This is a genomic window from Burkholderia sp. MR1-5-21 (assembly GCF_053427715.1).
Window position 1 is genome coordinate 1 of sequence record NZ_JBSAXD010000032.1, and the last position, 22,346, is coordinate 22,346.

The following is a 22,346-nucleotide window of genomic DNA, read 5'->3' on the forward strand; positions in this document are numbered from 1 at the left end:
TGGACAGCGAGCTGATGCCGGTCGAAGTCGACGTGGACAGCGACGAGATCGAGCTGGTTGCCGACGACAGGCCCGTCGACGTGGACGTCGACAGCGATGCGACGGAGCTATCGGTCGAGCTGAGGCCGGTCGACAGCGAGCTGATGCCGGTCGAGGTCGACGTGGACAGTGAGGTGATCGAACTGGTTGCCGACGACAGGCCGGTCGACGTGGACGTCGACAGGGATGCGACGGAGCTGTTTGTCGAGCTCAAGCCAGTGGACAGCGAGCCGATGCCGGTCGAAGTCGAAGTGGACAGCGACGAGATCGAGCTGGTTGCCGACGAGAGGCCCGTCGACGTGGACGTCGACAGCGAAGCAACCGAACTGTCGGTCGAGCTGAGGCCAGTGGACAGCGAGCTGATGCCGGTCGAGGTCGACGTGGACAGCGAGGTGATCGAGCTGGTCGCCGACGAGAGGCCTGTCGAAGTCGAGGTCGACAGCGAGCTGATGCCGGTCGAGGTCGAAGTGGACAGCGACGTAATCGAACTGTTCGCCGACGACAGACCTGTCGACGTGGACGTCGACAGCGAAGCGACCGAGCTGTCAGTCGAGCTGAGACCAGTCGACAGCGAGCTGATGCCGGTCGAAGTCGAGGTGGACAGCGACGAGATCGAGCTATTGGCCGACGAGAGGCCCGTCGAAGTCGAGGTCGACAGCGAGCTGATGCCGGTCGAGGTCGAAGTGGACAGCGACGTAATCGAACTGTTGGCCGACGACAGGCCGGTCGACGTGGACGTCGACAGGGAAGCAACCGAGCTGTTAGTCGAGCTGAGGCCAGTCGACAACGAGCTGATGCCGGTCGAAGTCGAGGTGGACAGCGAGGTGATCGAGCTGGTTGCCGACGACAGGCCCGTCGACGTGGAGGTCGACAGCGATGCGACGGAGCTGTCAGTCGAGCTGAGGCCCGTCGACAGCGAGCTGATGCCGGTCGAAGTCGAGGTGGACAGCGAGGTAATCGAGCTGTTGGCCGACGACAGGCCGGTCGAAGTCGAGGTCGACAGCGAGCTGATGCCGGTCGAGGTCGAAGTGGACAGCGACGTGATCGAGCTATTGGCCGACGACAGACCCGTCGAAGTCGAGGTCGACAGCGAGCTGATGCCGGTCGAGGTCGAGGTGGACAACGACGTGATCGAGCTGTTGGCCGACGAGAGGCCCGTCGACGTGGAGGTCGACAGCGACGTGACCGTGCTGTCGGTCGAGCTGAGGCCAGTGGACAGCGAGCTGATGCCGGTCGAAGTCGAAGTGGACAGCGAGGTGATCGAGCTGTTAGCCGACGAGAGGCCGGTCGACGTGGACGTCGACAGCGATGCAACGCTGCTGTTTGTCGAGCTCAGGCCAGTGGACAACGAGCTGATGCCGGTCGAAGTCGAGGTGGACAGCGAGGTGATCGAGCTGTTGGCCGACGACAGGCCGGTCGACGTGGACGTCGACAGCGACGTCACCGTGCTATCGGTCGTGCTCAGCCCGGTCGACAGCGAGCTGATGCCAGTCGAAGTCGAGGTGGACAGCGAGGTGATCGAGCTGTTGGCCGACGACAGGCCCGTCGACGTGGAGGTCGACAGCGACGTGACCGTGCTGTCGGTCGAGCTGAGGCCAGTGGACAGCGAGCTGATGCCGGTCGAGGTCGAAGTGGACAGCGACGTGATCGAGCTGTTGGCCGACGAGATGCCCGTCGACGCGGAAGTCGACAACGATGCAACGCTGCTGTTGGTCGAGCTGAGGCCAGTGGACAACGAGCTGATGCCGGTCGAAGTCGAGGTGGACAGCGAGGTGATCGAGCTGTTGGCCGACGACAGGCCGGTCGACGTGGACGTCGACAGCGATGCAACGTTGCTGTCGGTCGAGCTGAGGCCAGTGGACAGCGAACTGATGCCGGTCGAAGTCGACGTGGACAGCGACGTGATCGAGCTCGTTGCCGACGACAAGCCGGTCGATGTGGACGTCGACAGGGACGCAACCGAGCTGTTTGTCGAGCTCAAGCCAGTAGACAGCGAGCTGATGCCGGTCGAGGTCGAGGTCGACAGCGAGGCGACGGAGCTGTTGGTCGAGCTCAGGCCGGTGGACAGCGAGCTGATGCCGGTCGAAGTCGAGGTGGACAGCGAGGTGATCGAGCTGTTGGCCGACGACAGGCCCGTCGACGTGGACGTCGACAGCGACGTCACCGCGCTATCGGTCGAGCTGAGACCCGTCGACAGCGAGCTGATGCCGTTCGAAGTTGAGGTGGACAGCGAGGTGATCGAGCTGTTGGCCGACGAGAGGCCGGTCGACGAGGAGGTCGACAGCGATGCAACCGAGCTGTTGGTCGAGCTGAGGCCCGTCGACAGCGAGCTGATGCCAGTCGAAGTCGAGGTGGACAACGACGTGATCGAGCTGTTGGCCGACGAGAGGCCCGTCGACGCGGAAGTCGACAACGATGCAACGCTGCTGTTGGTCGAGCTGAGGCCAGTGGACAGCGAGCTGATGCCAGTCGAAGTCGAGGTCGACAACGAAGCGACCGAACTGTTGGTCGAGCTGAGGCCCGTCGACGTGGAGGTAGACAATGACGTGACCGTGCTATCGGTCGAGCTCAGGCCAGTCGACAGTGAGCTGATGCCGGTCGAGGTCGAGGTGGACAGCGAGGTGATCGAACTGTTGGCCGACGAGAGGCCCGTTGAAGTTGAGGTCGACAGCGAGCTGATGCCTGTCGAGGTCGACGTGGACAGCGACGTGATCGAGCTGTTGGCCGACGACAGGCCGGTCGACGTGGAGGTCGACAGCGATGCAACCGAGCTGTTGGTCGAGCTGAGGCCCGTCGACAGCGAACTGATGCCGGTCGAAGTCGACGTGGACAGCGAGGTGATCGAGCTGTTGGCCGACGACAGGCCCGTCGACGTGGACGTCGACAGCGACGTCACCGTGCTATCGGTCGTGCTGAGGCCAGTGGACAGCGAGCTGATGCCAGTCGAAGTCGAGGTGGACAGCGACGTGATTGAGCTGTTGGCCGACGAGAGGCCCGTCGACGTGGAGGTCGACAATGACGTGACCGTGCTATCGGTCGAGCTCAGGCCAGTCGACAGTGAGCTGATCCCGGTCGAGGCCGACGTGGACAGCGAGGTGATCGAACTGTTGGCCGACGAGATGCCGGTCGACGTGGACGTCGACAACGAAGTGACCGAGCTGTTGGTCGAGCTGAGGCCAGTCGACAGCGAGCTGATGCCAGTCGAAGTCGAGGTGGACAGCGAGGTGATCGAGCTGTTGGCCGACGAGAGGCCCGTCGACGTGGAGGTCGACAGCGACGTGACCGTGCTGTCGGTCGAGCTGAGGCCAGTGGACAGCGAACTGATGCCGGTCGAAGTCGACGTGGACAGCGAGGTGATCGAGCTGTTAGCCGACGAGAGGCCGGTCGACGTTGAAGTCGACAGCGATGCAACGCTGCTATTGGTCGAGCTGAGACCAGTCGACAGCGATGAGATCGCGCTGCTGGAGGACGACAGCGTCGAGGACAGCGATGTAACGGTGCTGTTCGTGCTCGACAGGCCAGTGGACAACGAGCTGATGCCGGTCGACGTCGATGTGGACAACGAAGTGATGCTCGAACCGGTCGTGCTTGCGACGGCATAGAGCTGGCTGCCGTTGATCGCGTCGGTGCTGGTCGAGGTGATCCGGCCTGCCGCGACGTTCGTGACCTGGCGCTCGGCTCCGGCTGCGCCGACGCTGACGACGCTGGACGGCGTGGCGCCGGCGAAGTTGCCGTACGTCGTGGAGCCGATGGTTGCGCTGCTGGTCGGGTTAGCGGTGGTGGTGACGGAACCGGAACCGAGGGCGACGTCGCCGGCGTTGTTCGCAACCGCGTTCGGGCCAATCGCGACGGAGTTGGTCCCGAGGGCCTGACTGTCCGGCGCGGTCGAATTCGCGTGGAAGTACTTGATGCCCTGGCTGTTGATGTTGTCGATCGCGGCGCCCACGCTGTTGGCCGTCGTCGTCGTGCCGTTCGCGTTGTACGTGGTGTACGAGGGGGCCGAAATCGTGCCGGTGGCCGGGTTGTAGGTTGCGCCGCCGCCAAGTGCTGCGGCGGTGCTGTTGCCGAGGTTGTTGGTTGTGGCAGTGACCGAGCTCAGACCGGTAGACAGCGAGCTGATGCCAGTCGACGCGGACGTCGACAGCGAAGCAACGCTGCTGTTGGTCGAGCTCAGGCCGGTGGACAGCGAAGTGACGCCGCTTTGCGCGGTGCTGATGCCGGTCGAGGTGGACGTCGACAGCGAAGCAACCGAACTGTTGGTCGAGCTCAGGCCGGTGGACAGCGAGTTGACGCCGCTTTGTGCGGTACTGATGCCCGTCGACGTGGAAGTCGACAGCGAAGCAACCGAACTGTTGGTCGAGCTCAGGCCAGTCGACAGCGAGCCGATGCCGGTCGAGGTCGACGTTGACAGCGACGCGATCGAACTGTTGGCCGACGAGATGCCCGTCGAAGTCGAGGTCGACAGCGAAGCGACGGCGCTATTGGTCGAGCTCAGGCCGGTGGACAGTGAAGTGACGCCGCTTTGCGCAGTGCTGATGCCGGTGGAGGTGGACGTCGACAGCGACGCAACCGAACTGTTGGTCGAGCTCAGGCCGGTGGACAGCGAGTTGACGCCGCTTTGTGCGGTACTGATGCCCGTCGACGCGGAAGTCGACAGCGAAGCAACCGAGCTGTTGGTCGAGCTCAGACCGGTCGACAGCGAGCCGATGCCGGTCGAGGTCGACGTTGACAGCGACGCGATCGAACTGTTGGCCGACGAGATGCCCGTCGAAGTCGAGGTCGACAGCGAGGCGACGCTGCTGTTGGTCGAGCTCAGGCCGGTGGACAGCGAGTTAACGCCGCTTTGTGCGGTGCTAATGCCGGTCGAGGTCGACGTCGACAGCGACGCAACCGAACTGTTGGTCGAGCTCAGGCCGGTGGACAGCGAGTTGACGCCGCTTTGTGCGGTACTGATGCCCGTCGACGTGGAAGTCGACAGCGAAGCAACCGAGCTGTTGGTCGAGCTCAGGCCAGTCGACAGCGAGCCGATGCCGGTCGAGGTCGACGTTGACAGCGACGCGATCGAACTGTTGGCCGACGAGATGCCCGTCGAAGTCGAGGTCGACAGCGAGGCGACGCTGCTGTTGGTCGAGCTCAGGCCGGTGGACAGCGAGTTAACGCCGCTTTGTGCGGTGCTAATACCGGTCGAGGTCGACGTCGACAGCGACGCGACTGAGCTGTTCGTCGAACTCAGGCCAGTGGAAAGCGAAGTGACGCCGCTTTGTGCGGTGCTGATGCCGGTGGAGGTCGACGTTGACAGCGACGCGACTGAGCTGTTCGTCGAGCTCAGGCCGGTGGACAGCGAAGTGACGCCACTTTGTGCAGTGCTGATGCCGGTCGAAGTCGAGGTCGACAGCGAGGCGACGCTGCTGTTGGTCGAGCTCAGGCCGGTGGACAGCGAAGTGACGCCGCTTTGTGCAGTGCTGATGCCGGTCGAAGTCGAGGTCGACAGCGAGGCGACGCTGCTGTTGGTCGAGCTCAAGCCGGTGGACAGCGAGTTAACGCCGCTTTGCGCGGTGCTGATGCCGGTCGACGTGGACGTCGACAGCGACGCAACGCTGCTGTTGGTCGAACTCAGGCCGGTCGACAGCGAGTTGACGCCGCTTTGTGCGGTGCTGATGCCGGTGGAGGTCGACGTCGACAGCGAAGCGACGGAACTGTTGGTCGAGCTGAGGCCAGTCGACAACGAGCTGATCCCGGTGGAGGTCGACGTGGACAGCGAAGTGATCGAGCTGTTGGCCGACGAAATGCCTGTCGAAGCCGAAGTCGACAGCGACGTTACCGAGCTGTTCGTCGAGCTGAGTCCGGTCGACAGCGAGCTGATGCCGGTCGAGGTCGACGTGGACAGCGACGCGATTGCGCTATTGGACGACGACAGCGTCGAGGACAGCGACGTCACGGTGCTGTTCGTGCTCGACAGGCCGGTCGACAGCGAGCTGATGCCGGTCGAAGTCGACGTGGACAGCGAAGTGATGCTCGAACCGGTCGTGCTCGCGACCGCATAGAGCTGGCTGCCGTTGATCGCATCGGTGCTGGTCGACGTGATCCGGCCGGCCGCGACGTTGGTGATCTGACGTTCCGCCCCGGTGTTGCCGACGCTCACGACGCTGGACGGCGTGGCGCCGGCGAAGGTGCCGTACGTCGTCGAGCCGATGGTTGCGCTGGAGGTTGGGTTCGCGGCGGCCGTCACCGAGCCGGAACCGAGTGCGACGTCGCCAGCAAAGTTCGCGACAGCGGTCGGGCCGATCGCGACCGAGTTGGTGCCGAGGGCCTGGCTGTCTGCGGCGGTCGAATTCGCGTGGAAGTACTTGATGCCCTGGCTGTTGATGTTGTTGATCGCCGAGCCGACATTGTTGGCCGTCGTCGTCGTGCCGTTCGCGTTGTATGTGGTGTACGACGGCGCGGAGATCGTGCCTGTCGCCGGATTGTAGGTGGCGCCGCCGCCGAGTGCCGCGGCGGTGCTGTTGCCGAGGTTGTTGGTGGTAGAGACAGCCGTGCTCAGGCCGGTGGACAGCGAAGTGACGCCACTTTGCGCAGTGCTGATGCCGGTCGACGTGGACGTCGACAGCGAAGCAACCGAGCTGTTGGTCGAGCTCAAGCCAGTGGACAGCGACGCGACGCCGCTTTGTGCGGTGCTGATGCCGGTCGAAGCCGAAGTCGACAGCGAAGCAACCGAGCTGTTGGTCGAGCTCAAGCCAGTGGACAGCGACGCGACGCCGCTTTGTGCGGTGCTGATGCCGGTCGAAGCCGAAGTCGACAGCGACGCGACCGAGCTGTTGGTCGAGCTCAGGCCCGTCGACAGCGACGCGACACCACTTTGCGCCGTACTGATCCCGGTCGACGTCGACGTGGAAAGCGAAACGATCGAGCTATTGGCCGACGAAATACCCGTCGACGCTGACGTGGACAAACTGGCGATGCTCGACGTCGTCGTGCTGGCGACCGCGTAAAGCTGGCTGCCGTTGATCGCATCCGTGCTGGCCGCACCGACGAGGCCGGCGGCGACGTTCTGGATGCGGCGTTCCGTGCCGGGCGCGCCGACACTGACCACACCGTTCGCCGCGCTCGCGCCTGCGTAGGTGCCGAACGTCTGCGTGCCGATCGTGGTGCTGCTGACCGTCCCGGTGCCGCCGGTTGCCGTCGTCGCGGTAGCGCTCGTCACCGAGCCATTGCCGAGGGCAACCGAGTTCGCTACGTTTGCCGTCGAGCTCACGCCGAGCGCCAGCGCATTGGTGGCCGTTGCGCTGGACCCTTGCGCAATCGCGACGGATCCGGTGCCGGACGCGTTGGAGTTTGCGCCCAATGCGGTCGCGTACGAATTCGTGGCCACACTACTCGAACCCAGGGCGACCGAACCTGCCGTCCCGCTCGCGGTCGAGCCGTTGCCGAGCGCCAATGCATCCGAGCCGGAGGCAATGGCCTTGGCGCTGAAGCTCCCGCTGTTGCCGATCGCTATCGATCCAGTGCCGGTTGACGTCACCGAGTTGCCGATTGCAACCGAGCCATTCGTGCCCGTCGCGGTTGCCGAACTGCCGATCGCCACCGCGCTGCTGGTCGCCACGCTGGTGTTGCCCAGCGCGACGGAACCCGTCCCGGTCGACGTATTGGAGTTGCCGAGCGCAATGGCGCCCTGTCCGTTCGCGGTATTGTTCGCGCCTACCGCAACGGCGCCGGTGCCGGTCGCGACGTTCGGATCGCCGATTGCGACCGCGCCGTTGCCGCTGGCCGACTGCTGATTACCGATCGCGACCGCGCCGATGCCGGTGCTCGCCGTCGACTGATAGCCGATTGCCGTCGCCCCGAGGCCGGCGGTAGCCGAAACCTGGTTGCTGTCGCCGATTGAAACGGTCGACGCCGAGCGCGCATTCGTAAAGTGCCCGATCGCGACGGCGTTCGCCGCCGTTGCCGACGCGCCGTTCCCGAGCGCATAGCTCGACGTGCCGGACGACAGCGCGTTGAAGCCAAACGCAGCCGAGAACGCGCCCGACGCGGTCGCCTGGTGACCGACCGCCGTGCCGAATTGGGTGGCATAGGCCCCCATGCCGATTGCAGTGGCGGCCTGACCGGTGGCAGTCGTATAGCTTCCGAACAGAGTGACGCCAAGGAAATTGCCGCCGTTGGCGTTACATCCCGCCACGTTCGACCATGTGCCGCTTCCGTCGATGGGACTCGTTGCCGCGCCGTACGACGTAACGCCGTCCGGCCCGATCCCTGCCCCCGAGTTGCATACCTGTGAACCGGTGTAGGTCGCGGCGTTCGCCAGCGGAACACCGGCCAGGAGTGTCACCCCGGTGACCATCGCAGCAGCCGCGACGGCCTTCGCCACGGCGGACTTGTTCGGTTTGCCGCGAGCGGTAGAAATTTCCGATGCGGCGACCCATGCGCCGAGCGATTCGTTCCAGATCGAGCGGTATGTGCGGTTCATGCCTGGCTACCTCCAAATAATCACGCAACACACCAGGCATTTCTTCCGATGATTTAACCCCGTGCTCGCGCAAATCTCTAATTTGGAACGGAGTGTATTTGAGCGATGTTTTTGAGATTGATAAGGATTGATAAATCTGGAGGGGTTTAATGTTTAAATTTGGTTAGTTTTTGGCTATTCGTGCGACTGTTAAGTGATGCGACAGATAGGTATGATCAATGATATTGAAAGATTGTCGGTTCGCCAGGTCGAAAGATGTAGCCCTTTGATTACAATGGTTTGGGAGCGATTCTCCGGCTGCTTTGCCTCCTGATAGTTTCTAATGATCTGACAAGAAGGGCGGCAAACGTTTGCCATTCGAATGTTTCTTTCAGTTTTGTAATGTTTAAATTGAAGAGATTGGTGGATTATGGTGCATGCAATTTAACGTATTAAGTTTGATATGCTTTGAATGTTTTTCGATTTTATGTCTCATTTTGAGACAGATTTGATTTACGCGAAGGGCTGCATGAGTCGCGAGATCGACTATGCTGATCGGCGCATCGGCCGCGCTGGCGTGGGCGGAGGCGAGATCACGACGAGCAGCGTTCCGTGTAGCGGGGATGGAAGGGGAATGACCGTTGCTGCACGGATCTCGGGCGCTGAACCATGTAATTTTTACTTAGAGTGTCCGGCCAGGCTCTGCAGCATTGGCAGAATTCGAAAGGAAGTCGTAATTTAATTCCCGGCGCATGCCTTGACACTCGACAAGCGCGGAAACACTGCCGGGTCTCACACACACGTTCGGCGGTTTGCACAAGGCAGATAGCCGCAGACGGTGCGAATTCTCAGCCAAGCAACAGGCGAACGCCGGACGTCCGCGTCCGAAGAAAAGAGCCGCTCGCGCGCCGGGCAACCGGGCGGGCGTTGGCGTGTGGAACGGGTATGAGGAAATCCGCGCAGTGCGTGTCGCGGGGACTCACTGCGCGGACGGTTGTCAGGCACAGCCAACGACAACGCCGACGACGCTCACTTCCCGATGAACTTCAGCGCGAAGCGCGCGATGCTCGGGACGAACGTCGGACGCAGCAGCCGCTCGTCGTAGCCGGCCATGCGCCGATCGTTCTCGACAAGGCACAGCTCGATCAGCTCGCGCGGATGGAGCGCGTCGCCGACGGCCGCGCTGCCGGTCCTCGCGAAATTCGCGTCGTGCGCGACGCCGTCGGCGTCGATGCCGCGTGCGATGCCGATCCGTTCCCAGATCAGGAACGTCCATACGGCGGCCACGCGCGCGAAGAACCACGGCCGGTGCCACCACGGCATATTGCGCCGGTACCACGCGAACCAGTTGACGAAGAACAGGATGTGCCGGCCTTCCTCCTGGATCACCGGCTCGAAGGTGTCGACGAGTTCGGGCGGGAAGTAGCCGGAGCGTTGCGCGGAGCGGAACAGCCCGAACGCGAAGAAGCTGTCGATGCACTCGCTGAAGCCCGTCACCACCCATGCCCATTCGGCGTCTTTCGGGGCCGGATACGCGGGTTCCGGCGCGAGCTTGATCCCGTACGCGTCGACGAGCCTCGACAGCACGACCTTGTGGCGTGCTTCCTCGCCGCCGTCCATGTCGAGCGCCTCTTTCAGCAGCGGGTCGGTCAAGGTCGACGCGAACGTCGCGACGCGGATCGACGCGCGGCCTTCGGTCTGCACGGCGATGTCCCAGATCGGCAGCGACGTGAGCCGATCGAGTTCGTCGGGCTTCAGCGGCGGCCAGTCGATCACCGCCGGCTTGTACGGGTTGTGGGTGTCGAGCAGCATGCGGCAGAACATCTGCTTGTGCGCATCGGAACCGATTTTTACCGGGCCTTGCCTCTCGAAGGTCCAGTTGCGCATTGCGTGATCTGCTGCTGCATGCACATCCTGCAGCGCGTCAGTCATGGCTCTTGGTATCGGGATTACGGACCGAAAAATTGTGCCACGGCTCCGTGATTCACGTATTTTCGTGCGGCCTTGCTGACACCTGCGTGACGCAGGTCAAGCGTGCGCGTCGACCCAGAGGCGGCCCCAGCGCGACGCGTACGCGAGCGCATGTTCCTCTTCGAAGAAGAAATCGATCGCGTCGAACGACACGGCGCGCGACGGGCCGGCGCTGGCCTTCTCGATCGTCAGGTTGGCGGCGAACAGCCCGTTCGGCAGCCGGGCAGCGGCAGGCGCGACTTCGTAGCCCTTGTAGCGGATCGTGCGATTCATGGCATGCGCGGAGAAGGATCGGGCTTTCAGCGTACGAAAACCCGCGCGCCGCGTGAACCAATCTTTCGGCCAATGCAAATCACGCTGCCGGCCGAATCGTTATCGACGGTGAACGCGCGGCGCGCGAATGTGCGCCGCCCGCGCGCGGCGAGCGACACCGGGCGCGGGCGCGGGCGGAGGAAGGCGGAAGGCGGAAGGCGGAAGGCGGAAGGCGGCGTCAGTGGTTGGCGATCTTCAGCACCGGCGCGAGCGCGTCGACCGACGCCGCATGCGACGCCGCGCGATGCGATGCGAACGCGAGCGCGAACTCGGCGGCTTGCGCGCCGACCGTCTCGAGCTGCGCGACGACCTTCGGATCCGAGCAGCTGTCCGGGCCCTCGAAACGCGTTTCGAGCGTGTTGACGGTTGCACCGAACGGCGTCGGCCAGCCGCGCAGCGCGTGGACGATCGAGCGCAGCGACGTCAGCACGGTGCCGGCCGCCTGCCAGCCGTACGCGGTCACGATCAGGCCCACTGCGCGGCCGTCGAGATACGGGCGTTCGTCCGCGCGCAGCTCCTCGAGCGTGTCGAGTGCGTTCTTCACGAGACCGGAGACGCCGCCGTGATAGCCGGGCGTCGCGATGATGATCGCGTCGGCCTGGCGCACGGTGTCGATCAGGTCGCGCTGCGCGTCGGTCAGCGTCTTCTGTTCGGGCGCGTAGTGCGGCAGCGTATGCAGGAACGGACCGTCGAACAGGCGGGTGCGGGCGCCGGCTGCCTGTGCGCCGCGCAGCGCGAACGACAGCGCGCGCTCGGTCGACGAGGCCTCGCGGGTGGTGCCGCCGATGCCGACGACGAACGGCCGGCGATGTTGATCGAATGCAGTCAAGGGGTGCTCCTCGGGGATGGGGTGCCCGGCTAAGCACAGGCTTAAAACCAGATGGTAACGACCCCGGAGCCAGTCTGAAAACGACTTTTCGTTCTATCGATATGCCGTCCGGACGGGTGAATCGTGCGCGGCGATCGCAGATCGATAGCAGAAATGCTTGGTTGGGTGCGCACGGACCCGTCGATATGATGGCCTCCGTCTCCTCCATGATGTCTCTACTGACATGGGTTGGCCCCGCCGGCTGGATGCAGGCGGGGCTTTTTTTCGTCCTGCTCAATCACGCCGGCGGCGCCCCATACATCCTGCGCAGCGCGAGATTGGCCTGCAGCACGTTCACGACCGGTTCGCCCGCGAGCCCCGCCAACGGCGCATGCGCGTCCCGCTGCAGCAGCGTGGCGATTTCCGCGCGAATCTCCCCGACCGGGCGCTTCGTATCGGTCGCCCACGCGCCGGCGACGCGATCGAGCTGGAACAGCGCATTCGCGAGCGTGATGTCTGGGTCGAGCCCCGAGCCCGACGTCGTCACGAAGTCGCCGGGCACGTTCTGCAGCGCGACGTCCGGATGATCCTGACGCCACGTGTCGAAGAACATCGACTGGATGTCCGCGCCGGTGTTCACGGGCTCGATCGCCGTCGTCTTCTTGCCGTCCGCGCCGGTGTGCGTGACGGCCGACGGGAACATCCCCGGATGCTCGGCCGAGAACGACTCGAAGAACGGCACCGCGAGGTCGGGCGCTTTCGGCTGCGGCGTCGACGGGTTCGCCGCGATCCATTGCTTGACCGCTTGCGGATGCTGCTTCGCCCACGCGTCGACATACGCGCCGTGCGTCGCGTCGGCCGTGACCCACCCCTGCGCGAGCGAATTGTGTGCATCGGCCCATTGCGCGACGATGTGCGGCTTGCCGCCCGCATGGTCGGCCTGGAACCAGCTTTCGACGTCGGGCGCGACGAGCTGGCCGGCCTTCGGGCCGCCCGCATAGCGCGCAATCGGGCCGATCGCGCGCGCGACGCGGTCGCGCAGCGCGTAGTTCGACGCGGAGAGCGCGGACGAGCCGGACGCCGACGCGTCATACGACACCGCGGACGGACGGCTCTGGAAGTACTCGTCGCGCGTGAACGGCTGCGCGATCAGCAGCGAGCCGACCGGCTTGCCGTCGGGGCCGTCGACGATGCTGCCGTTCGCCTGGAACGGAAACGCGGTCTGCCCGATCACCCACAGGATTCCCGGGTAGATGCCGCACACGAGCACGACGATGAACCCGAGCAGCCAGAGACTTTTCGACAGGTGGCGCAACATGGCACTCTCCCTCACTTTCGCCGGCGTGTCGCTCACGACACGAGGCCGAGCGTCGTCATCACGACATCGATCAGCTTGATCCCCGCGAACGGTACGATCACGCCGCCGAGCCCCCAGACCAGCAGGTTCCGGCGCAGCAGCGCGTCCGCGCCGAGCGCGCGGTAGCGCACGCCCTTCAGCGCGACCGGGATCAGCAGCGGGATGATCAGCGCGTTGAAGATCACCGCCGACAGGATCGCCGACGTCGGCGAATGCAGATGCATCACGTCCATCGCGCCGAGCCACGGCAACGTGCCGGCGAACAGCGCGGGCACGATCGCGAAATACTTCGCGACGTCGTTCGCGATCGAGAACGTCGTCAGCGCGCCGCGCGTCATCAGCAACTGCTTGCCGATCTCGATCACCTCGATCAGCTTGGTCGGGTCGCTGTCGAGATCGACCATGTTGCCGGCTTCCTTCGCGGCCTGCGTGCCCGAGTTCATCGCGAGGCCGACGTCGGCCTGCGCGAGCGCGGGCGCGTCGTTGGTGCCGTCGCCCATCATCGCGACGAGCTTGCCTTCCGCCTGCTCTTCGCGCAGGTACGTGAGCTTGCGCTCCGGCGTCGCTTCCGCGATGAACGTGTCGACGCCCGCGAGCCCCGCGATGGTGGCCGCGGTCAGCTTGTTGTCGCCCGTCACCATCACGGTGCGCAGGCCCATGCTGCGCAGGTGGCCGATCCGCTCGCGGATGCCGGGCTTCAGGATGTCCTCGAGGATCACGACGCCCGCGATCTCGTTGCCGTTCGCGACGACGAGCGGCGTCGCGCCCTGCTGGCCCGCGTGCTCGAGGATCGGCGCGAGGCCGAACGGCACTTCGCCGCCGTGCTCGCGCACCCACGCGATCACCGCATCGGGCGCGCCCTTGCGGACCGTCCGGCCGTCGGGCAGGTCGACGCCGCTCATCCGCGTCTGCGCGGTGAACGGGATCACCTTCGCTTCCTTCGGCACGTGATGGTCGACCGTGTACGGCGCGAGCGGCGATATGACCGACACGATGCTCTTGCCCTCCGGCGTCTGGTCGCCGAACGACGCGAGCGCGGCGAGCCGCTTCAGCTCGTTCTCGTCGGCGCTGCCGACCGGCATGAAGCCGGTCGCCCGACGGTTGCCGATCGTGATGGTGCCGGTCTTGTCGAGCACGACGGTGTCGATGTCGCCGGCCACTTCGACCGCCTTGCCGCTCTTCGCGATGATGTTCGCGCGCAGCGCGCGATCCATCCCCGCGATGCCGATCGCCGCGAGCAGCGCGCCGATCGTCGTCGGGATCAGGCACACGAGCAGCGCGACGAGCGTCGGCACGTCGGTGCCGAGGCTGTGCAACTGGTCGGACAGGCCGAGGTAGCTCGTCATGTAGCGCTCGGCGTTCAGCGCCATCGGCCACAGCGGCACGACGACGATCAGGAAGATCAGCGTGAACGCGGACAGCACGAGCGTCAGCGCGATCTCGTTCGGCGTGCGCTGCCGCACCGCGCCTTCGACGAGCGCGATCATCCGGTCGAGGAACGATTCGCCCGGGCCGGCGGAAATGCGCACGACGATCTCGTCGGACAGCACCGTCGTGCCGCCCGTCACGCCCGAGCGGTCGCCGCCCGCGTCGCGGATCACCGGCGCGGATTCGCCGGTGATCGCCGATTCGTCGACGGAGGCCGTGCCTTCGACGACGTCGCCGTCACCGGGAATCACCTCGCCCGCGCGGACGAGCACGAGGTCGTCGCGCTTGAGCGCGCTCGACGACACGGTTTCGTACGAGCGGTCGTCGCGCAGCCGGTTCGCCTGCGTGTCGTGGCGCGCGCGGCGCAGCGCGTCGGCCTGCGCCTTGCCGCGCTCTTCGGCGATCGCGGTCGCGAAGTTCGCGAACACGACGGTCAGCGCGAGCCACACGAACAGCGCGATGAAGTAGGAGAGCGGCGCCTGGCTGTGCGCGGCGCCGAGCGCCATCTGCACGATGAACACGAGCGTCAGCACCGCGCCGATCTCGACGACGAACATCACCGGGTTCTTCCACTGGATGTCCGGCCGCAGCGTGATCAGCGACTGCTTGAGCGCCATGCGCACCAGGTCCGGCGCGAACAGCCGGTCGCGCGGCTTGCGCGGCGGCTTCGGCTCGGCATGGACGGCATCAGGCGTCATGTGCGTGGTTTTCATGATGATTGGATCCTGAAGTCAGGTTGCGTCTTGATGCGTGGTGCGTCATCCGCCGAACGGGATCGGCCCCAGGTGATCGGCGAGCGGACCGAGCGCCGCGACCGGCAGGAACAGCAGCGCGCCGACGATCACGATCGTGCCGAGCAGCAGGAAGCCGAACGTCGCGGTGTCGTCGCGCATCGTGCCGAGCGTCGCCGGCGCGGTCTTCTTGCGGCCGAGGAACGCGGCCATCGCGACCGGCGCGACGATCGGCAGGTAGCGCGAGAACAGCATCACGAGGCCCGTCGACGTGTCCCACTGCACGGCGGTGGGCGCCGGGTTCGGGTTCGCGTTCAGCCCGTAGGTGGTGCTCAGCCCGTCGAACGCGGAGCCGTTGTTCGCGGACGCCGACGAGAACTGGTACGTGATCTCGCTGAAACCGTGCGCGCCGGGGTTCGCCTCGGCCTTCGTGCCCCAGTCGGTCGCGGAGAACACGCCGCTCGGCCCGAGGATCAGGATCGGGTGCACGAGCAGCGCGATCATCGCGAGCTTCATCTCGCGCGCGCCGACCTTGCGGCCGAGATATTCGGGCGTGCGGCCGACCATCTGGCCCGCGAGGAACACGCCGACGATCAGGAACAGCAGCAGGTTGATCATCCCGACGCCCTTGCCGCCGAACACGCAGTTGAGCCACATCCCGATCAGCGGCGACAGGCCCGCGAGCGGGTTCAGGCTGTCGTGCTCGGCGTTGACCGCGCCGCACGTGACGTCGGTCGTGATCGCCGCGAAGGTCGCGCCGGCCGACGTGCCGAAACGCAGCTCCTTGCCCTCGAGGTTGCCGAGGTGCTGGTCGACCGGCAGCGCGGCCACCGGCGGGATCGTCACCGAATGCGTGGTGCCCGCGAGCGGATACGTGCGCGCGACCGGGTGCGCGGTGAATGCCGGGTTCGGCTGCAGCGTGTCGAAGTACACGGCCCACGCGATCAGGCCGATCATCATCGACAGCATCACGCTGTAGATCACGACCGCGTGACGCACGCGGCCGAGCATGCGGCCGTACATCAGCACGAGCGAGAACGGGAAGATCATCATCGCGAGCGTCGTCAGGAAGTTCGACAGCGCGCTCGGGTTTTCATACGGGTGGGCGCTGTTCATCCCGTAGAAGCCGCCGCCGTTGGTGCCGAGCATCTTGATCGGGATCACCGCGGCGACCGGGCCGACGATCAGCGTCTGCTGCTTCGCCTGGCCGTTGTCCGTCGTGCCCATCGCGGCGGGTTCGAGCGTCGTTACCTGCACGTCGCTCTGCAGCGTCATCGGCATGCCTTCATGAATGAAGATCGTGCCGACGACGAGCGCGATCGGCACGAACATGTAGACGATCACGCGCCACATGTCGACAAAGAAGTTGCCGATCAGCGACTGGCCACGGAACAGCCGGATGATCGCGGTCAGCGCGCACAGCCCGACTGCCGCCGACATGAACATGTTCGGCAGGATGAAGAAGATCTGGCTGAAGTTCGACAGATGCTGGTCGCCCGAATAGTGCTGCAGGTTCGTGTTGGTCATGAACGAGATGACCGTGTTGAAGATCGTCGACGGCGCGAGCATCCCGCGTCCGAGCGGGTTCAGCGGCATCAGCGGCTGCAGCGACAGCACGACGAAGCCGAACACGAACAGCACCGCGTTGAACGCGAGCAGCGCGACCGTGTACTGCTTCCAGTTCTGCTGGCCGCTGTCGAGCCGTGCCTCGAACCAGCGCAACAGGCGCGGCGCATGGTAGCGGCCGTCCATGATCCAGGACATGTAACGGCTGAGCGGAATCGACACGGCGATTGCCGCGACGAGGATCAGTAGCGGTAGGGTCCACATGGGCCATTCCCCCTGCGTCGGCGGAGAGCGACGCTCGAATTGGCACGCGCGTGCCGGTGCCGGAAGGTCAGAACGTCAGAACCATTCCGGCCGGATCATCGCGGCGAACAGATAGACAAAGGCAAATGCGGAAACGATTGCGGCAAGCCAGGCCATGAGCGTCTCCTCAGATGCGTTCGCACGCGTCGACGAACAGCAGGCACAGCACGAGGCTGCCCAGGCCGAGCGCGAACAGCAGCGGCAGCCAGAAGTACAGGTTCATCAGTTGCTCCCGATGAAAAAAGGCGATTCCGATGTTTCGGCGCGCCACGCGCAGCATCGAGCGACGCGCGTGGATCGCTTGATGACGGTATAGGGCGGCGCAAATAAAAATGTCGTAAATCCGGAGGGAAATCCGCCGAAAACGCGGGCGAATCCGCATGCGCCGCAGCCCGACATTTACGACATTTTTTCTTGCGAGCGCGAAGCGCGCGCTCATAGACTTCGGGCAACCGAAGCGAAGGAGCGAAACCATGTCGTCACCGTCGAACGAAGCCATCGAACGCCTGCATGTCACGTTGCCGGCGCCGCGCGCCGAGCGCGTCGTCGTGCGGCGCTTCGATCCCGCGTTCGACGGCTACGGGGCGCTCACCGGCATGCTGCATCGCGCGTTCGCGCGGCTCGGCGCGATGGGGCTGAACTGCACGTGCGTCGATCAGACGGAGGCGGTCACGCGGCAACGCGCGGAAGCGGGCGAGTGTTTCGTCGCGGTGAGCGGCGCGCGCGTGATCGGCACGATGACGCTGTATACGACCGATGCGGCATCCGCATGCTCGCTGTATCGCCATGTCAGCGTCGCCAGCGTGCGGCAGGTTGCGGTCGATCCCGACTGGCAGGGCCGCGGGATCGGCGCGATGCTGCTGACGTTCGCCGAACAATGGGCCGCGGCGCGCGGGTTTACGCTGCTCGCGCTCGACACGCCGCAGCCGGCCGCGCACCTGCTCGCGTTCTATCGCGCGCAGGGCTTCGAGGTCGTCGACGTCGTGCGGTTCGCGGGCAAGCGCTACGACAGCGCGATTCTGTGCAAGCGGCCGGCCGCGCTGCATGCGCGCCGCGCGACGCCCGCGTCGCGGTTCGCGATCCGCGCGGCAGCCGTGCGGCGCGTCGCCCGCGCGCTGCCGGCACGCGTGATCGTGACGGCCCGGGACGGGATGCGCAGCCGCCCGGCCGTGCGGTCGGCCGCTCGGCGTGCGGCCGGCGCAGCGAGCTGGCGGTCGTCGCCGTGGCGCGTGCGGCTGCATGGGCACGGCGCGGCGAAGTAGGCGCGCTTGAGGATTTTCCGCGGCCCCCGAATCCTGATCTGACGATCCCGATACCGCCGTCTTGCCGGCGGCAGTCGATGCGCGGCGCGGGAGACAACTCGTGCGCGTGCGTACCCGCGTGCGTTCTGCACCGCTTCTTTACGCGATTTTTACGCTTCGGTGCATGCCTTTGCCGCGATTTTCACGCGGGTCTTCATATGATGGTTCAAGTGGAAACGGATGCCGTGCGTGCCGGCGCGCTACCGTGGCCAGCCCGCAATCCCGTGGGCCGGATGCCGAACCGAAGCCGCCGCCGCGCCGCGAGGAAAAATCGCCATGTTCCAAGCCCCTCCAACCGGCCATCGCCCGGACAATCTCGGCCAGGCGCGCACCGCCGCGCGCTCGATGTTCGATCCTGCGCTCGTGCGGCCGGCGATCGTCGACGCGTTCCGGAAGCTCACGCCGCGCACGCAGTTCCGCAATCCGGTGATGTTCTGCGTGTATGTCGGCAGCATCCTGACGACGATCCTGTGGTTTGCCGCGCTCGCCGGCCAGGCTGAGGCGCCGGCGGGCTTCATCGTCGCGATCGCGCTGTGGCTGTGGTTCACGGTGCTGTTCGCGAACTTCGCGGAAGCGCTCGCCGAAGGCCGTTCGAAGGCGCAGGCCGCGTCGCTCAGGAGCGCGAAACACAACGTCGTCGCGAAGAAGCTCGCGGCGCCGAGCGCACAGGCTGCCGTCGAGGTGATGGGGTCCAGCGACCTGCGCAAGGGCGATATCGTGCTCGTCGAGACCGGCGACACGATTCCCGCCGACGGTGACGTGATCGAAGGCGTCGCGTCGGTCGACGAATCGGCGATCACCGGCGAATCCGCGCCGGTGATCCGCGAATCGGGCGGCGACTTCTCGTCGGTGACGGGCGGCACGCGCGTGCTGTCGGACTGGATCGTCGTGCGCGTCAGCGTCAATCCGGGCGAGGCGTTCCTCGACCGGATGATCGCGATGGTCGAAGGCGCGAAGCGCAAGAAGACGCCGAACGAAATCGCGTTGACGATCCTGCTCGTCGCACTGACGATCGTGCTGCTGCTCGCGACCGCGACGCTGCTGCCGTTTTCGACGTTCGCGGTGGAAGCGCTGAAGTCGGGCCACGTGGTGACGATCACCGCGCTCGTCGCGCTGCTCGTGTGCCTGATCCCGACGACGATCGGCGGCCTGTTGTCCGCGATCGGCGTGGCCGGGATGAGCCGGATGATGCAGGCGAACGTGATCGCGACGTCGGGCCGCGCGGTGGAAGCGGCCGGCGACGTGGACGTGCTGCTGCTCGACAAGACCGGCACGATCACGCTCGGCAATCGGCAGGCTTCGGCATTCATGCCCGCGCCGGGTGTGACCGAGGAAATGCTTGCCGATGCCGCGCAACTGTCGTCGCTCGCCGACGAGACGCCGGAAGGCCGCAGCATCGTCGTGCTCGCGAAGCAGCGCTTCAACCTGCGCGAGCGCGACATGCATGCGCTCCACGCCGTGTTCCTGTCGTTCAGCGCGCAGACGCGGATGTCCGGCGTCGACCTGTCCCCCGAGGGGACGTCGTCCGGCGCGCCGCACCGCGAGATCCGCAAGGGTGCGGCCGATGCGGTCCGGCACTACGTGGAAGTGCACGGCGGACGTGTTGCGCACGAGGTCGATACGCTCGTGACCGACGTCGCGCGCCGCGGCAGCACGCCGCTCGTCGTCGCGGAGCGGCATGAAGGCGTCGCGCGCGTGCTCGGCGTGATCGAGCTGAAGGACATCGTGAAGGGCGGCATCAAGGAGCGCTTCGCGGAGCTGCGCAAGATGGGCATCAAGACCGTGATGGTGACGGGCGACAACCGGCTGACCGCGGCGGCGATCGCCGCGGAAGCGGGCGTCGACGATTTCCTCGCGGAAGCGACGCCGGAGGCGAAGCTCGCGACGATCCGCGAGCATCAGGCGGCGGGGCGGCTGGTCGCGATGACGGGCGACGGCACCAACGACGCGCCGGCGCTCGCGCAGGCGGACGTCGCGGTCGCGATGAACAGCGGCACGCAGGCGGCGAAGGAAGCCGGCAACATGGTCGACCTCGACTCGAACCCGACGAAGCTGATCGAGATCGTCGAGATCGGCAAGCAGATGCTGATGACGCGCGGCTCGCTGACGACGTTCTCGATCGCGAACGACGTCGCGAAGTACTTCGCGATCATCCCGGCCGCGTTCGCGACGACCTATCCGCAACTGCGTGTGCTCGACGTGATGCATCTGGCGTCGCCGTCGTCGGCGATCCTGTCGGCGGTGATCTTCAACGCGCTGATCATCGTCGCGCTGATCCCGCTTGCGCTGAAGGGCGTGCGCTACCGCCCGCTCGGCGCGGCGCCGCTGTTGCGCCGCAACCTGCTGATCTACGGGCTCGGCGGAATGCTGCTGCCGTTCCCGTTCATCAAGCTGATCGACATGATGCTGGTCGCGTTCGGATGGGCCTGATCATGAAACCGAAGCCCGCGCACGGTCGTCGCGCTCCTGTCGAGCCGCTGTCCGGCGGCCGTGCGCAACGACCGGCACCGTTGCGCGCATCCCGCCCGCATCGGACCGTTCCCGCATGAGCGAACCGTCCGTGGTCGTCGTCGTCGTGGACGACGACCGGTTCATCCGTCATTTCGTGCACGCCGCGCTCAAGGCGGAGCACATGCACGTGTGCGAAGCCGCGACCGGCGCCGAAGGCGTCGCGGCGGTCGCCGCGCGACGCCCCGACGTGATCGTCGCGGACATCTGCCTGCCGGACCTCGGCGGCGTCGCGCTGATCCACGCGCTGCGCGACCAGTCCGTTGCACCGCTGATCGTGCTGTCGGCGCTGAGCACGGAGGCCGACAAGGTCGCCGCGCTCAACGCGGGCGCCGACGACTACCTGACCAAGCCGTTCGGCTCGGCCGAGCTGATCGCGCGCATTCGCGCGCACTTGCGTCGGCAGGCCGGCATCGCGCACGTTCGCGACGCGCGTGTGCAATTCGGCGACGTGACCGTCGACCTCGGCGACCGGCAGGTGCTGCGCAGCGGCGCGCGCGTGCACCTGAGCCCGATCGAGTACCGGCTGCTCGCGGTGCTCGCGCATCACGCCGGACGGCTGCTGACGCATGACAGGCTGCTGCAGGAAGTGTGGGGAGCCGCGCACGAGAAGGATCCGCATTGCCTGCGCGTCTATGTCGGGCATCTGCGCCGCAAGCTGGAACGCGATCCGCGGCGGCCCGAATACATTCTGACGGAGGCTGGAGTCGGCTATCGGCTGAGCGGCGCCGAGTCGCGCGAGTCGGTCGAGTCGGGGAAATAGCGATGGCGGGCAGCCGGATGCAGCGCAGCGTCGACGCGCTGAAGGATCGTGGCTCGCGGTTGCCGCGCGCCGGCGCGACGGCGTGTGCTGTCCCGCGTGCCCGCTTACTGCGCGCTCGCCGAGCGAGCGTCGTCGACGGTGGAAACGGCCGGCCGGCGGAGTTGCGCGTCGAACTGCTGCACGCGCAGCACGACGCGCTGCGCATAGCGCTTCGTCCCGCCGTTGTAGCGGACGAGCGCGGTTTCGACATCGCCGTCCGCATCGTCGAGATAGCCACGGAAGATCGCCGCGCCGATCCGCACGTTGGTCGCGGGATCGGACAGGTCCTTCACATGGGCGACGAGATCGCGATGCGCGGCGGGCAGGACCTGCATCAGCCCGCGTGCGCCCACGACGCTGACCGCATGGCGATCGAAACCCGATTCGACTGCGATGATCGCGAGCAACAGCGCCGGCGCGAGTCCGTAGCGGTCCGACTCGGTCTGCACCGCGTGCGCGATGGCCCGCGCGTCCGCATACGCGACGTGAAAGCGCTTGCGCAGTGTCGCGACGACTGTGTCGAGCGCGAACGGCGCATCGGCGGGCGCATCGGCGGGCGCATCGGCGGGCACATCGGTTGGCGCGTCAGTCGATGGATCAACTGGCGCCTCGGCGGCGGGAGTGAGGGGCGCGACGGCAACCTGCGCGCCTGCGGGAGGAGGCGCGACAGTTGCCGACAGCGCAAGGGCGGCTGCCATCAGCAGTAATTTCAGGGTGGTGGCCGGGCGTTTGTGCCGGCCTTGCCGGTGACCCGCTTCGTGGATTCCGTGCATGTCG

14 protein-coding genes and 1 pseudogene are annotated in these 22,346 nt (G+C 65.9%); 4 read left to right on the forward strand and 11 right to left on the reverse strand.

Going from position 1 to position 22,346, the window contains the following annotated elements; translation table 11 throughout:
• Positions 1-7,291 (reverse strand): beta strand repeat-containing protein (locus ACV229_RS32230; RefSeq protein ID WP_448087205.1); only part of this gene is annotated, 7,291 nt, incomplete at its 3' end.
• Here ACV229_RS32230 and ACV229_RS32235 point away from each other — a divergent pair.
• Complete coding sequence (locus ACV229_RS32235; protein WP_448087139.1) at positions 7,173-7,814, forward strand: hypothetical protein; 642 nt, start codon at positions 7,173-7,175, stop codon at positions 7,812-7,814. The two genes, ACV229_RS32230 and ACV229_RS32235, sit on opposite strands and share 119 nt — an antisense overlap.
• 614 nt (positions 7,815-8,428) lie before the next feature.
• Here ACV229_RS32235 and ACV229_RS32240 read toward each other — a convergent pair.
• The 9 genes and pseudogenes from ACV229_RS32240 to ACV229_RS32280 form a co-directional block, all read right to left on the reverse strand.
• A pseudogene (locus ACV229_RS32240) lies at positions 8,429-8,503 on the reverse strand (ESPR domain-containing protein); the annotation flags it as partial.
• Positions 8,504-9,511: 1,008 nt separating this feature from the next.
• Positions 9,512-10,414: a ferritin-like domain-containing protein gene (locus ACV229_RS32245; protein WP_448087140.1), complete on the reverse strand. Its 903-nt coding sequence runs from the start codon at positions 10,412-10,414 to the stop codon at positions 9,512-9,514.
• 96 nt (positions 10,415-10,510) lie between these two features.
• Positions 10,511-10,726, reverse strand: a complete 216-nt coding sequence (locus tag ACV229_RS32250) for a transcriptional regulator (protein WP_448087141.1) — start codon at positions 10,724-10,726, stop codon at positions 10,511-10,513.
• A gap of 217 nt (positions 10,727-10,943) precedes the next feature.
• Positions 10,944-11,594, reverse strand: coding sequence for an NADPH-dependent FMN reductase (locus ACV229_RS32255; protein WP_448087142.1), 651 nt, complete (start codon positions 11,592-11,594; stop codon positions 10,944-10,946).
• A gap of 277 nt (positions 11,595-11,871) precedes the next feature.
• Positions 11,872-12,891 (reverse strand): potassium-transporting ATPase subunit C, encoded by a 1,020-nt coding sequence (locus ACV229_RS32260; protein WP_448087143.1) that lies wholly within the window; start codon positions 12,889-12,891, stop codon positions 11,872-11,874.
• A 32-nt stretch (positions 12,892-12,923) separates the two neighbouring features.
• A complete protein-coding gene (kdpB, locus tag ACV229_RS32265) occupies positions 12,924-15,071 on the reverse strand; it encodes a potassium-transporting ATPase subunit KdpB (protein WP_448087144.1) in 2,148 nt (715 codons plus the stop codon).
• Between the two features lie 45 nt (positions 15,072-15,116).
• Positions 15,117-16,919, reverse strand: coding sequence for a potassium-transporting ATPase subunit KdpA (gene kdpA / locus ACV229_RS32270; protein WP_448087145.1), 1,803 nt, complete (start codon positions 16,917-16,919; stop codon positions 15,117-15,119).
• Positions 16,920-16,994: 75 nt separating this feature from the next.
• Complete coding sequence (locus tag ACV229_RS32275) at positions 16,995-17,075, reverse strand: potassium-transporting ATPase subunit F (protein ID WP_423221133.1); 81 nt, start codon at positions 17,073-17,075, stop codon at positions 16,995-16,997.
• A 10-nt stretch (positions 17,076-17,085) separates the two neighbouring features.
• Positions 17,086-17,457, reverse strand: coding sequence for a hypothetical protein (locus ACV229_RS32280; RefSeq protein ID WP_448087146.1), 372 nt, complete (start codon positions 17,455-17,457; stop codon positions 17,086-17,088).
• Here ACV229_RS32280 and ACV229_RS32285 point away from each other — a divergent pair.
• The 3 genes from ACV229_RS32285 (at position 17,432) to ACV229_RS32295 (ending at position 21,530) form a co-directional block, all read left to right on the forward strand.
• Positions 17,432-18,220: a GNAT family N-acetyltransferase gene (locus ACV229_RS32285; protein WP_448087147.1), complete on the forward strand. Its 789-nt coding sequence runs from the start codon at positions 17,432-17,434 to the stop codon at positions 18,218-18,220. The two genes, ACV229_RS32280 and ACV229_RS32285, sit on opposite strands and share 26 nt — an antisense overlap.
• A 384-nt stretch (positions 18,221-18,604) precedes the next feature.
• The gene (gene kdpB, locus ACV229_RS32290) at positions 18,605-20,689 is read left to right on the forward strand and encodes a potassium-transporting ATPase subunit KdpB (protein ID WP_448087206.1); all 2,085 of its coding nucleotides are present in this window, start codon (positions 18,605-18,607) and stop codon (positions 20,687-20,689) included.
• 115 nt (positions 20,690-20,804) lie between these two features.
• A complete protein-coding gene (locus ACV229_RS32295; RefSeq protein WP_448087148.1) occupies positions 20,805-21,530 on the forward strand; it encodes a response regulator in 726 nt (241 codons plus the stop codon).
• Positions 21,531-21,634: 104 nt separating this feature from the next.
• Here ACV229_RS32295 and ACV229_RS32300 read toward each other — a convergent pair whose 3' ends face one another.
• Positions 21,635-22,267, reverse strand: a complete 633-nt coding sequence (locus ACV229_RS32300; RefSeq protein WP_448087149.1) for a lytic transglycosylase domain-containing protein — start codon at positions 22,265-22,267, stop codon at positions 21,635-21,637.
• Between the last annotated feature and the right edge of the window lie 79 nt (positions 22,268-22,346).